Source organism: [Zimmermannella] faecalis ATCC 13722, assembly GCF_000381765.1.
Classification (GTDB): Bacteria; Actinomycetota; Actinomycetes; order Actinomycetales; family Microbacteriaceae; genus Gulosibacter; species Gulosibacter faecalis.
The window spans coordinates 27,567-39,525 of sequence record NZ_KB907079.1; the positions used below are offsets into that span (position 1 = coordinate 27,567).

General features: G+C 70.4%; 11 protein-coding genes. 6 read left to right on the top strand and 5 right to left on the bottom strand.

Annotated elements, in window-relative coordinates:
- Window positions 1-7: 7 nt before the first annotated feature.
- From G328_RS0108185 to G328_RS0108200, 4 genes are all read right to left on the bottom strand, one after another.
- The gene (locus G328_RS0108185; protein WP_019618864.1) at window positions 8-553 is read right to left on the bottom strand and encodes a MarR family transcriptional regulator; all 546 of its coding nucleotides are present in this window, start codon (window positions 551-553) and stop codon (window positions 8-10) included.
- A 53-nt stretch (window positions 554-606) separates the two neighbouring features.
- A complete protein-coding gene (locus tag G328_RS0108190) occupies window positions 607-1,464 on the bottom strand; it encodes a cytochrome b/b6 domain-containing protein (RefSeq protein WP_019618865.1) in 858 nt (285 codons plus the stop codon).
- Window positions 1,465-1,856: 392 nt separating this feature from the next.
- Window positions 1,857-2,837 (bottom strand): electron transfer flavoprotein subunit alpha/FixB family protein, encoded by a 981-nt coding sequence (locus tag G328_RS0108195; RefSeq protein ID WP_019618866.1) that lies wholly within the window; start codon window positions 2,835-2,837, stop codon window positions 1,857-1,859.
- Window positions 2,834-3,643 (bottom strand): electron transfer flavoprotein subunit beta/FixA family protein, encoded by an 810-nt coding sequence (locus tag G328_RS0108200; protein ID WP_019618867.1) that lies wholly within the window; start codon window positions 3,641-3,643, stop codon window positions 2,834-2,836. Before G328_RS0108200 ends, G328_RS0108195 begins: the two co-directional genes overlap by 4 nt.
- Window positions 3,644-3,771: 128 nt before the next feature.
- Between G328_RS0108200 and G328_RS0108205 the strand changes: the two genes are divergently transcribed.
- From G328_RS0108205 to G328_RS0108220, 4 genes are read left to right on the top strand one after another with little or no spacing between them, the layout of a single operon-like run.
- Entirely contained in the window at window positions 3,772-4,530 is a 759-nt protein-coding gene (locus G328_RS0108205; RefSeq protein ID WP_019618868.1) for an SDR family NAD(P)-dependent oxidoreductase, read from the top strand.
- Between the two features lie 6 nt (window positions 4,531-4,536).
- Window positions 4,537-5,694: an acyl-CoA dehydrogenase family protein gene (locus G328_RS0108210; RefSeq protein ID WP_019618869.1), complete on the top strand. Its 1,158-nt coding sequence runs from the start codon at window positions 4,537-4,539 to the stop codon at window positions 5,692-5,694.
- Window positions 5,691-7,175, top strand: a complete 1,485-nt coding sequence (locus G328_RS0108215; RefSeq protein WP_019618870.1) for an aldehyde dehydrogenase family protein — start codon at window positions 5,691-5,693, stop codon at window positions 7,173-7,175. Before G328_RS0108210 ends, G328_RS0108215 begins: the two co-directional genes overlap by 4 nt.
- Before the next feature lie 25 nt (window positions 7,176-7,200).
- On the top strand, window positions 7,201-8,373 hold the full coding sequence (locus tag G328_RS0108220; RefSeq protein ID WP_019618871.1) for a thiolase family protein: 1,173 nt from the start codon (window positions 7,201-7,203) through the stop codon (window positions 8,371-8,373).
- Window positions 8,374-8,529: 156 nt separating this feature from the next.
- Here the strand turns inward: G328_RS0108220 and G328_RS0108225 are convergent, their stop codons facing one another.
- A complete protein-coding gene (locus tag G328_RS0108225; protein WP_026339757.1) occupies window positions 8,530-9,204 on the bottom strand; it encodes a FadR/GntR family transcriptional regulator in 675 nt (224 codons plus the stop codon).
- Window positions 9,205-9,352: 148 nt separating this feature from the next.
- Here G328_RS0108225 and G328_RS0108230 point away from each other — a divergent pair, with 148 nt between their 5' ends.
- Together G328_RS0108230 and G328_RS14825 are read left to right on the top strand one after the other, a co-directional pair.
- Window positions 9,353-10,882 carry an amino acid permease gene (locus G328_RS0108230; protein ID WP_019618873.1) on the top strand — a complete coding sequence of 510 codons (1,530 nt, stop codon included), beginning with the start codon at window positions 9,353-9,355 and terminating at the stop codon, window positions 10,880-10,882.
- A gap of 3 nt (window positions 10,883-10,885) precedes the next feature.
- Window positions 10,886-11,911, top strand: coding sequence for an asparaginase domain-containing protein (locus G328_RS14825; RefSeq protein WP_019618874.1), 1,026 nt, complete (start codon window positions 10,886-10,888; stop codon window positions 11,909-11,911).
- Window positions 11,912-11,959 lie beyond the last annotated feature (48 nt).

Genomic DNA, 11,959 nt, shown 5'->3' on the forward strand with positions numbered 1-11,959 from the left:
CTAGCAACTACGCGAGCGGCTCGACGTGGGGCTTCGGCTCGAGGTAGTCGCCGGCCTGCTTGCGGAACCGGGCGAGGATGCGCACGAGCTCGGTCGCGTCGTCGGCGGGCTCGCCGAGCGGCACGAACACGTGCTCGTTGAGCTGCGCGGTCGCGGCTTCGACGGCCTCCCGGCCCGAGTCGGTGATGACGAGCATCGTCGCGCGGCCGTCGGTGGGATGCGGCTCCCGCTCGACGAATCCGGCGGTCGCGAGCCGGTCGACGGCGCTTGAGACGCTCGTGGGATGCACCTGCAGGCGCGAGATGACGCTGGCGGTGGGCATCCGCCCCTCGCGCGTGAACGCGAGCAGCCGCAGCAGCTCGAACCGCGCGAATGAGAGCTTGAGCGGCTTCAGGGTCGCCTCGATCTCGCCGAGCATGAGCTGGTGCGCGCGCACGACCGAGGTGACGACCGACATGCCGAGCGCCGCATCCTCCCAGCCGTGGTCGAGCCAGTTGCGCTTCGCCTGCGCGATCGGGTCGACTCGCAGCGGTTTGCGCTGTGCCACGCCCATCACCTCGGTTCTCGTCGGTTTCGTTACGGTGCGGTCTCGCTACGGTAGCGCGGTCAGCGGGCCGTCACGCTGCCGAACCGGTTCGCGATCGGCCGCAGCAACACGGGTCGCGCGAGCAGCATGGCGGCGACCGTCACGAGCATCCCGGCGGCGAAGAGCCAGAACCCGAGCCAGCCGTGGTCGCTGCGGGCCGCGAACATGTGGTTGAGGTTGGTGAGCAGCCCGGTCGAGGCGACGAGCAACACGTGCACGATGATGAACGCGACGAAGTAGAGCATGACCGGGAAGTGCACGGCGCGCGCCCACTCGACGGGGAACCGCGCGCTGAGGCGCTCGTTGTGGCTCGGCCACCACTCGCTCATGCGGAATCCGCTCGCGATCGACAGCGGCGCCGCGATGAACACCGTCGCGAAGTACGCTAGCTGCTGCAGCGAGTTGTAGTTCACCCACCCGTTCTCGGCGGGCCACTGCAGGGCCGCGTACTGGAGCGCCGCCGACAGCGCGTTCGGCACGACCTCCCAGCTCGTCGGCACGATGCGCACCCACTGGCCCGTCGCGAACAGCAGCACGACGAACACGGCGCCGTTGATGAGCCAGAGCAGGTCAACGCTCGTGTGGAGCCACACCGCGAGCGACACTTTCTTGCCGCCGCGCTTCGGCGTGAAATACGCCTCGGGCTTGCGCTCGCGCCGCACCTGCAGGCCGCTGCGAATGATGAGCGCGATGAGCAGCAGGTTGAAGAAGTGCGACCAGTTCAGCCACGCGGGCAGGCCGACGGGCGCCCAGTCGGGCAGCGCGTACTCCCCCGGGAACCGCTCGACAAAGCCCGCGATCGGCGCCCACCCGATGAGGCCGCGGGCGATCGCGACGACGATGGTCGCGAGACCTACGACCGCGAGGGCCACGAGCACGGATGCGGCGAGCCACTGCCGGCGGGTTGTGGGGCGGAAGGATGGTGGTGCGGCCGTGACCGGCGGAATCTCAAGAGCCGATTTGGTGACCTGAGTTTCGGCGGGTTCGGGGGTTTCGGCCGGTGCGGAAGTTTCTTGGATGGCGACCCGCTCGACGGTTTCAGTTCGCTCCGCGATTGGGGGCCATGGGTCGCCGCCGACCACTCGCGGTAGGCCTTGCCGGGCCCCATGCGGCGCGACGACTCTGGATGCGCGTCCAGGGACAGCGGCTGGTATTGGCTTCGGCGCTGGTGCTGGAACTGGTGCCTCCGCTTGCGCCTGTCGCTGCTCCAACACTTCCGCCAACGGCGGCCACGGCGCCCCACCAAGAGTCCGCGGCAGCCCCTGCCTGGTCATGACGACGGGCCCTTCCCACCCAACAGCTCAATGACCTTTGGCACGATGGTGAATAGGTCACCAACGACACCAAGGTCGGCGATCCCAAAGATGGGCGCGTTCGGGTCTTTGTCGATGGCGATGATGTTGGTGGCGGTCTGCATTCCGGCGCGGTGCTGGATCGCGCCCGAGATGCCGACGGCGAGGTAGAGGTCGGGTGACACCGAGGTGCCGGTCTGGCCGACCTGGAGTGAGGGGTCGACGTAGCCGGCGTCGACGGCGGCGCGGGATGCTCCGACTGCGGCGCCGAGGGCGTCGGCGAGCTGCTCGATGAGGACGAACTGTTCCTTCGAGCCGACGCCGCGGCCGCCCGAGACGACGCGGCTGGCGGAGCGCAGGTCGGGCCGCGACGAGGCGCCGGCGGTGGGCTCGAAGCCGTCGACGACGAGGCCGCGACGCTCGGTACTCGCAAGCTCGAGCGGCACGGTTTCGCCCGCGGCGGGCTCCGCGCGGGCGTCGATCGAGCCGAGGCGCAGCGTGACGACGAGCGGGCCCGAGGTCGCCGCCGAGGTCGCCTCGTAGGCGCCGCCGTAGACGGAGTGCCGCGCGAGGATGCCCTCGTCGTCGCGCTCCACGGCGACGGCGTCGGCGGCGAGCGGCGCGCGCAGGCGCACGGCGGCACGGCCCGCGGCGTCGGCGCCCTCGGTTGAGTTCGGCACGAGCACGGCCTCGGGATGCTCGTCGGCGACGGCGGCCGCGAGCGCGGCGGCGGCCCGGGCTCCGACCTCGCCAGGGTTGGCCCCAACAGTGCGCACACGGGCCGCGCCGAGGCGCCCGGCCTCGGCGGCAAGCTCGCCGAGCTGCGCCTCCGGCCCGACGACGACGGCGACGGGCGTGCCGAGGGTGGCTGCGGCGCCGAGCGCTTCGGCGGCGCCAGCCGCGAGCATCCCACCCTCGCCGGGAGCTGCGAGCAGCAGCACGAGAACTGAAGTGCTCATGCCCGCTCCCCCACGAGTCGGCGTTCGGTGAGGAACGCGACGATGCGCTCGGCCGCGTCGCCGGAGTCGGTGATGACCTCGCCGGCCTTGCGCGGGGGCCGCTTTGTCGCCGCGATCATGATCGAGCGCGGCTCCTCGAGCTCGTCGAGCGGCGCCGCGAGCTGCGCGAGCTCGTCAGCGAGGTCGTCGAGGCTGAGCGTCTCGAGCGGTTTCTTCTTCGCGCTCATGATGCCGCGCAGAGCGGGCAGCCGCGGGTCGGGCAGCGACTCGGTCACCGAGACGATCGCGGGGAGCGTCGCCGTCACGGCCATGGTGCCGCCGTCGCTCGCGCGCGTCGCCCGCACCGCATCCGTCTCGATCGTGAGGGTCTCGGCCTGCGTCACGGCCGGCCACTCGAGCAGTTCGGCGAGCATCGACGCCATAACCCCGCCGACGCCGTCGGTCGAGGCGTTGCCGGTGAGCACGAGGTCGGGTGCCGTCCGGCGCACGACGGCGGCGAGCACCTCGGCGGTGCGCACGAGGTCGGCGCCGAGCAGGCGCTCGTCGATGACGTGCACGGCCGAGGCCGCGCCCATCGCGAGCGCCTTGCGCAGCGCGGCCTGCGACGACTCGGGCGCCATCGTCACAGCGACGACCTCGACGTTCTCGCCAGTCTCGGCGTGCGCGATCGCTGCCTCGAGCGCGCGCTCCGTGATCTCGTCGAGCACGGTCTCGCTCACCGCCCGGTCGGCGAGCCCGGTTTCGAGCGTCAGCGCGCGGTCACCGAACGTATCGGGTACGGGCTTCACCAGCACGACGATCTTCATCGGCGGGCTCCCTTCGGTCCCGAACGACCCCGTCGTCGTTCGTTGCACATCCTATCGATTAATTGGATGTCAATGTATTCCGAAGCGTGCCTTGCTACCCTCGCGGGCAACCGAACCGAAGGGTCAGCATGGATATCAACGGTCAGGTAGCGCTCGTCACCGGCGGGGCCTCGGGGCTCGGGCTCGCAACCGTGAAGCGGCTGCTCGCGCGGCAGGCAAAGGTGGTCATCGTCGACCTCCCCGGCACCCCGGCCGCCGACGCCGCGACCGAACTCAAGGGCGCCGTGTTCGCGCCCGCCGACGTGCGCGACGAGGCGCAGGTCGCGGCCGCCCTCGACGCCGCGGATGCGCTCGGCGACCTGCGCGCCGTCGTGAACTGCGCCGGCGTCGCCGACGCGATCAAGGTGAACTCGAAGCACGGCCCGTACCCACTCGACCGGTTTCAGCGCGTGCTTGAGGTGAACGTCACGGGCACGTTCAACGTCATTCGCCTCGCGACCGAGCGGATGCTCCGGCTCGCGCCGCTCGGCGAGGAGCGCGGCGTCATCGTGAACACGGCGTCGGTCGCCGCGTTCGACGGGCAGATCGGGCAGGCGGCGTACTCGGCGTCGAAGGGCGCGATCCACGCGATGACGCTGCCGATCGCGCGCGAGCTCGCCGACTACCTGATCCGCGTCGACACGATCGCCCCCGGCACGTTCGACACCCAGCTGCTCGCGGGCCTGCCCGAGGCGGCGCGCGAGTCGCTCGCGAAGCAGGTGCCGCATCCCGCCCGCCTCGGCAACCCCGACGAGTTCGGGCTGCTCGTCACCCAAATACTCGACAACCCGATGCTCAACGGCGAGACGATTCGGCTCGACGGGGCGATTCGAATGGCACCAAGGTAGGTCAGCATGCGATCAACGTTCTACGAAGAAGAGCACGACGCGTTCCGCGAGAGCGTGCGCGAGTTCGTCGCCCGCGAGATCACGCCGCACTACGACGAGTGGGAGCGGGCCGGTGAGGTGCCGTTCGAGCTCTACGCGAGGATGGGCGCGGCCGGGCTCGTCGGCCTCGCGATTCCCGAAGAGTACGACGGCATGGGCGTCGACGACTACCGCTTTCGCATGGTGCTTAACGAGGAGCTCTCGCGGGCGCAGGCGACGAGCGTCAACGCGGCGTTCGGGGTGCACGACGACATCGTGATCCCCTACCTGCTCGACCTCGCGACCGATGAGCAGCGCGGCCGCTGGTTCCCGAGCATGGCGGCCGGCACCCGCATCAGCGCGGTCGGCATGACCGAGCCGGGCGCGGGCAGTGACCTGCAGGGCATCCGCACGACGGCCGTGCGCGACGGCGACGACTGGATGCTGAACGGCTCGAAGACGTTCATCACGAACGGGTTCCACGCCTCGCTGATTCTCGTGTTCGCGCGCACCGACCCCGAGGCGGGCTCGCGCGGCTACTCGCTGTTCATGGTCGAAGACGGCATGCCCGGTTTCGAGCGCGGCCGCAAGCTCGACAAACTCGGGTTGCACGCGCAAGACACGGCCGAGCTGTTCTTCAGCGACGTGCGGGTGCCCGCCGCGAACCTCATCGGCGAGGCCGGGCAGGGGCTCATCTACCTCATGCAGCGGCTGCCGCGCGAGCGCATCTCGATCGCGGCGGCGGGTCTCGCGTCGGCCGAGGCGGCGTACGGCTGGGGCCGCGACTACGTGTTCGAGCGCGAGGCGTTCGGCAAGCCGATCGGTGACCTGCCGACCGTGCGGTTCACGCTTGCCGAGCTCGAGACCGAGCTCGACATCACGCGCGCGTACGTCGAGCGCTGCATCCTCGCGCTGAACGAGGGCGAGCTCACGACGGTCGAGGCGTCGAAGGCGAAGTGGTGGGCGACCGAGCTCGAGCAGCGCGTCGTCACCCGCAGCCTGCAGTTGCACGGCGGCTACGGCTTCATGGAAGAATTCCCCATCGCGCGCGCGTTCCGTGACTCGCGCGTGCAGACCATTTACGGCGGCACGACCGAGATCATGAAAGAGATCATCGGCCGCGACATTGCGAAGCGAGCGAGATGACGACGACCGAGACGCAGGCGACCTTCGACGTTCGGAACCCGGCCACAGGCGAGGTGGTGGGCACGTATCCGCGAACGACGCGCGACGAGGTGGATGCGACGGTCGCGCGGGCGCGGGCAGCTGCGGCCTGGTGGTCGCAGCTGTCGTATCGCGACCGGGCCGAGCGCCTCGGCGCGTTCCGCGGCGCGATCGCCCGGAACTTCACCGACCTCACGCGCGTCGTGCACGAGGAGACCGGTAAGCCGACGGGCGAGGCGGCGCTCGAGATCGCACTGATTCTCGATCACGTCGCGTGGGCAGCGAAGCACGCGCGGCGGGTGCTCGGCCCGCAGCGGCGCGGCTCGTCGCTCATGAGCTTCCACCTCGGCGCGACGGTCGAGTACCGGCCGCTCGGCGTCGTCGGCGTGATTGGCCCTTGGAACTTCCCCGTCATGACGCCGCTCGGGTCGATCGCGTTCGCGCTCGCCGCGGGCAACACGGTCGTCTTTAAGCCGAGCGAGTTCACACCCGGCGTCGGGGTGTGGCTCGCCGAGCGGTTCGCCGAGGCCGTGCCCGAGCATCCGGTGCTGCAGGTCATCACGGGCGAGGGTGCCACGGGCGACGCGCTCGCGCGCTCGGCAATCGACAAGCTCGCGTTCACCGGGTCGACCCGCACGGCGAAGCGCGTCATGGCGGCGGCGGCCGAGCGGCTCACACCCGTGGTCGCCGAGTGCGGCGGCAAAGACGCGTTCGTCGTCGACTACGACGCCGACCTCGACGCGGCGGCCGAGGCGGCCGCGTGGACGTCCCTCGCGAACGCCGGGCAGATCTGCGTCGGCACCGAGCGCCTCTACGTGCACTCGAGCGTCTACGACGAGTTCGCCGAGAAACTCGCCGGCATCGTGAACGGCGTGCGCGCCGGCGCGGGCGGGCAGCTCGGCCCGCTCACGATGCCGTCGCAGCTTGAGGTCGTCGGCCGCCACGTCTCCGAGGCACTCGCCGCGGGCGGGCGGGTGCGCGCCGGCGCGGTGGGCGAACCCGACGGCCAGTTCGTGCAGCCCGTCGTACTCGAGGGCGTGCCCGAGTCGGCCGCCGCCGTGCGCGAAGAGACGTTCGGCCCCACCGTGACGCTCGCGAAGTTCGACGACGTCGACGAGGTGCTGCGGCTCGTGAACGCGACCGACTACGGCCTCGGCGGCACCGTGTTCGGCAAGCGGCGCGCGAACGAGATCGCCGCCGGGATGCGCTCCGGCATGGTCTCGGTGAACGTCGCGCTCGGCTTCGCGCAGGTGCCGAGCACCCCGTTTGGTGGGGTCGGCGCGTCGGGCTTTGGGCGCATCCACGGCCCCGAGGGCCTGCGTGAGTTCGCCTACGCGCACTCGGTCGTGCGAAAGCGGCTGCCCGCGCCCGCCAACTTCACGTCGTTCGGCCGCACGCCGCGGCAGGATGCGCTGCTCGAGCGGTTCGTGCACCTCATGCACGATCGCGCGGGGCGCGGCTGAGTCGGTCACTAGAGGAGGAACCACCATGCGCGAAGCCGTCATTGTCGACGCGATCCGCACCCCGTCGGGCCGCGGGAAGCCGGGCGGCGGGCTGTCGGCCGCGCATCCGGTCGATCTGCTCGCGGGCGTGCTCGAGGAGCTCGTGCGCCGCTCGGGGCTCGACCCGGAGCTCGTCGACGACGTCATCGCCGGCTGCGTGCAGCAGGCGGGAGAGCAGACACAGAACGTCGCGCGCAGCGCGCTGCTCGCGGCCGGGTTCCCACACACGGTGCCCGGCACGACGGTCGACCGGCAGTGCGGCTCGAGCCAGCAGGCGGCGACATTCGCGGCGCAGGCGATTATGTCGGGCAGCCAGGACATCGTGATCGCGGCGGGCGTTGAGTCGATGAGCCGGCTGCCGCTCGGGGTCGCGACGATGGGGCGCGATCCCCTCGGCGAGCGCCTGCGCGCCCGCTACCCCGAGGGGCTCGTGCATCAGGGCATTTCGGCCGAGCTCATCGCCGCGAAGTGGGGGTTCAGCCGGGCGCAGCTCGACGAGTTCTCGGCGCGCTCGCACGAGCTCGCGGCGGCCGCGGCGTCGAGCGGTGCGTTCGACGGTGAGCTCGTGCCGGCGTTCGGACTCACCGCCGACGAGACGGTGCGCCCCGGCACGACTGTCGAGAAGCTCGGCCAGCTCGCCCCGTCGTTTGTCGACGAGGGCATCGCCGCGCGCTTCCCCGAGATCGACTGGAAGATCACGCCCGGCAATTCGTCGCCGCTCACCGACGGCGCCTCGGCGGCGCTCATCATGTCGCGCGAGCGGGCCGACGAGCTCGGGCTGCGGCCACGCGCCCGGTTCGTCGCGTTCTCGGTCGTCGGCGACGACCCGCTGCTCATGCTGACGGGCCCGATTCCCGCGACCGAGCGGGTGCTGCGCCGCGCGGGCCTCGGCATCGGCGACATCGACGCGTTCGAAGTGAACGAGGCGTTCGCGCCGATCCCTCTCGCCTGGCTCGCCGAGACGGGCGCCGATCCGGCGAAGCTCAATCCCCGCGGCGGCGCGATCGCGCTCGGGCACGCGCTCGGATCGTCGGGCACGCGCTTGCTCGCGACGCTGCTCGGCGAGCTCGAGGCGACGGGCGGCCGCTACGGACTCCAGACGATGTGCGAGGGCGCCGGCATGGCCAACGCAACAGTCATCGAGCGCCTCGCAGCCTAGCGCGCGCCCGGCCACTCGCCGAGCATCCGCCCCACCACCTCCGCTGACTGACGGCAATTCGCAGCTTTTCCGCCGAAAACGACGCAAATTGCCGTCAGTCAGCGATGAAATCCGTGACGGCTCGCGGCCAGGCAGCTGGGCGGATAGGCGGGGCGGCTACTCGCCGAGCGCGCGGCTTACCTGCGCGATGTGGTTCGCGACGGCGGCACGCGCATCCTCGGCCGAGCCGGCCTCGATCGCCTCGAAGATTTCGCGGTGCTCGATGTCGGAGGCGACGCGGCGGGCCCGCGTGAGGTTCAGGAACTCCGACTGCGGGTTGAGCCCCTCGCGCAGCAGCGCGACGAGCGAGGCGAGCACGGGGTTGCCGCTCGCCTCGGCGATCGCGATGTGGAACTGGCCGTCGAGGCGAACCCAGGCGCGCAGGTCGTCGCTCGCGTCCATCCGCTCGACGAGGTCGCGCAGGGCCTCGAGCTGCTCGTCGGTGCGGCGCTCGGCCGCGTATCCGGCCGAGGGCACCTCGACGTTGGGGCGCGCCTCGATGAGGTCGGCGGCCGAGTAGCCGCCGAACGTGAGCTGCGGCCGCTCCTGCTTCGAGAGCACGTAGGTGCCGCTGCCGACGCGCGTCTCGGTGAGCCCGAGCGTCGAGCACGCGCCGAGCGCCTCGCGCAGAATCGAGCGGCTCACGCCGAAGCGCTTCGCGAGGTCGTTCTCGCTCGGCAGGCGGTCGCCCACCGCGACGTCGTCGCTGAGCAGCAGCTCCTTGAGTGCCTGAAACGTCGCCTCCGCGGCGCTCACGCGCTTGATTTTGCCTGCGGTTGGGGAATCGTTCACGCTGCTCGCCTCGGTTCGGAATCGGTCCAACTAATCTAGCCGACGGGCATCCGGAATCTTCATCTTGCGCCGCGCATCCACCACCCCTAAGCTGTCCGACAGCTGGACAGATCTCAGGATGGTTGTCGAGCACCACGAAAGGTTCACAATGCACACGAACAATGGTGTTCCCGAGTCGGAGGCGCAGGCGACCGCGCCGGCCGTGACCGACGCGGGCGATTCCGGCTACAAGAAGTCGCTCCAGCGACGCCACATCAACATGATCGCGATCGGCGGCTCGATCGGCACGGGGCTGTTCCTCGGCGCGAGCGGCCGCATGGAGATCGCGGGCCCCTCCCTCGCCGTCGTCTACATCGTCTGCGGCCTGTTCGCGTTCATCATCGTGCGCGCGCTCGGCGAGCTCGTCATGTACCGCCCGTCGTCGGGCGCATTCGTGTCGTACGCCCGCGAGTTCATGGGCGAAAAGGGCGCGTTCACGGTCGGCTGGCTGTTCTTCCTCGACTGGGGCACGACCGTCATCGCCGACATCACCGCGATCGCGCTCTACGCCCACTTCTGGTCGTTCTTCACGCCCGTGCCGCAGTGGGTCATCGCGCTCGTCGCGCTCATCATCGTCATGGCGATGAACGTCACCTCAGCGCGCCTGTTCGGCGAGCTCGAGTACTGGTTCGCGCTCATCAAGGTCGGCGCGATCATCCTGTTCGGCATCCTCGGCATCTACATGATCGTCACGCAGACCCCGATCGACGGACACACGCCCGGCATCGCGCTCATCACTGAGAACGGCGGCTTCTTCCCGAACGGCATCGGCGCGATGTTCGTCATCGCCCTCGGCGTCGTGTTTGCGTACGGCGGCACCGAGATGGTCGGTGTCGCGGCGGGCGAGGCGCAGGATGCGCGGGCGGTCGTGCCGAAGGCCGTCAACTCGATCATGTGGCGCATCATGCTTTTCTACGCGGGCTCGGTCGTGCTGTTCACGCTGCTGCTGCCGTGGACCGCCTACGACTCGAGCGAGAGCCCCTTCGTGACGGTCATGTCGGGCATCGGCATTCCGCACGCGGGCGACATCATGAACCTCGTCGTGCTCACCGCGGCGATGTCGAGCCTCAACGCGGGCCTCTACTCGACGGGCCGCACGCTGCGCTCGCTCGCGACCGCGGGCACGGGCCCGAAGTTCGCGAAGCGGATGAACAAGGCCGGCGTGCCGTACGGCGGCATCCTCATCACGACCGGCCTCGGCGTGCTCGGCGTGATCATGAACCTCATCGTGCCTGAGCAGGCGTTCGAGATCGTGCTCAACCTCGCGGGCCTCGGCATCGTCGGCGTGTGGGCGTCGATCATCCTCACGCACTGGCTGTTCGTGCGAAAGACGAAGCGTGAGGGCGGCGAGCGACCCGCGTTCCGCCTGCCGTTCGCGCCGGTGACGAACGTCGTCACGCTCGTGTTCCTCGCGGTCGTGATTCTGCTCATGGCACTGGATCCGGGGGTCGGTCGCATCACGCTGGGCGCGTTCGTCATCGTCGTCGTGCTGATGGTGATTGGCTGGTACCGGGTGCGAGGACGCATCAACCCCGAGGCCCTCACGTCGAACATCGACATTGCCGCCGAGCTCGACCTCGCCCCGGAGCTCGATGTCGACAGCCCGGACCGCACGGAATCGCAGAAACGAGAGAACTAACGCATGACCACAGGAGACGACGCGCGGCCGGTCGTGGTGCTCTATACGGGCGGCACGTTCGGCATGGTGCCGACCGACTCGGGGCTCGCACCGCATCCGCACCTGCACGAGCAGGTCGCGGCCCTCGTCGGCGACCGCGCGTCGGCTCCGTGGTCATACGCCGAGACGCCGAGGGCGATCGATAGCGCCGAGGCGTCGTACGCGGTGTTCGGCGAGCTCGTCGACCAGGTACGCGGGCTCGTCGCCGAGCGCAACCCGCGCGCGGTCGTCGTGATCCACGGCACCGACAGCATGGCGTACTCGGCTGCGTTCGCGGCGTTCGCGCTCGCCGACCTCGCCGTGCCGGTCGTGTTCACGGGCTCGCAGCTGCCGCTCGGCGCACCCGACAGCGATGCGCCCGGCAACTTCCGGTTCGCGTTCGAGTCGGCCGCGGGCGGGCTCGAGCAGGGTGTCTCGATCGCGTTCGACGGTCGTCTCCTCCCCGCGGTGCGCGCGACGAAGCGTTCAAGCTCTGATCCGTTTGGCTTTCATGTCGCGAAGGGTGGGGCCGCGGCGGGCGACCCGCTCCCCGCGCCGCTCGCCGAAGCCCTCCGTGCAGCCGCGGGCCAACCGGTGCCGGCGGTCGGGCTCGTGAAGGTCTCCCCCGGCCTCGGTGCACGGATGCTCGCGGCAGCGCTCCAGGAGGCTCCCGGTGGCCTCGTGCTCGAGTCCTATGGCGCCGGCACCGCGCCGGTGCGCGGCAACGGGCTCGGCGAGCCCCTGCGCGCGGCGGCCGAGCGCGGCCAGGCGGTCGTCGCGGTGACGCAGTGCGCGCACGGCGGCGTCGATCTCGGCCGCTACGCGGTGGGCGCCGACCTCGCCGATCTCGGAGTGACCGGCGGCGGCGACCTCACGACCGAGGCGGCGCTCGGCAAGCTCGCGGCGCTCGGCCGCGCGGGGCTCGTGGGTGACGACCTGCGACGCGCACTCGCCGCCAACCTCGTCGGGGAACTCGGCGCCGAATTCGCCGAAGTCGAACCTATTACTTAAGCCCATTAATGGTTAGGGTGACCTTACTTTCATAACGAGAGAGTGAGG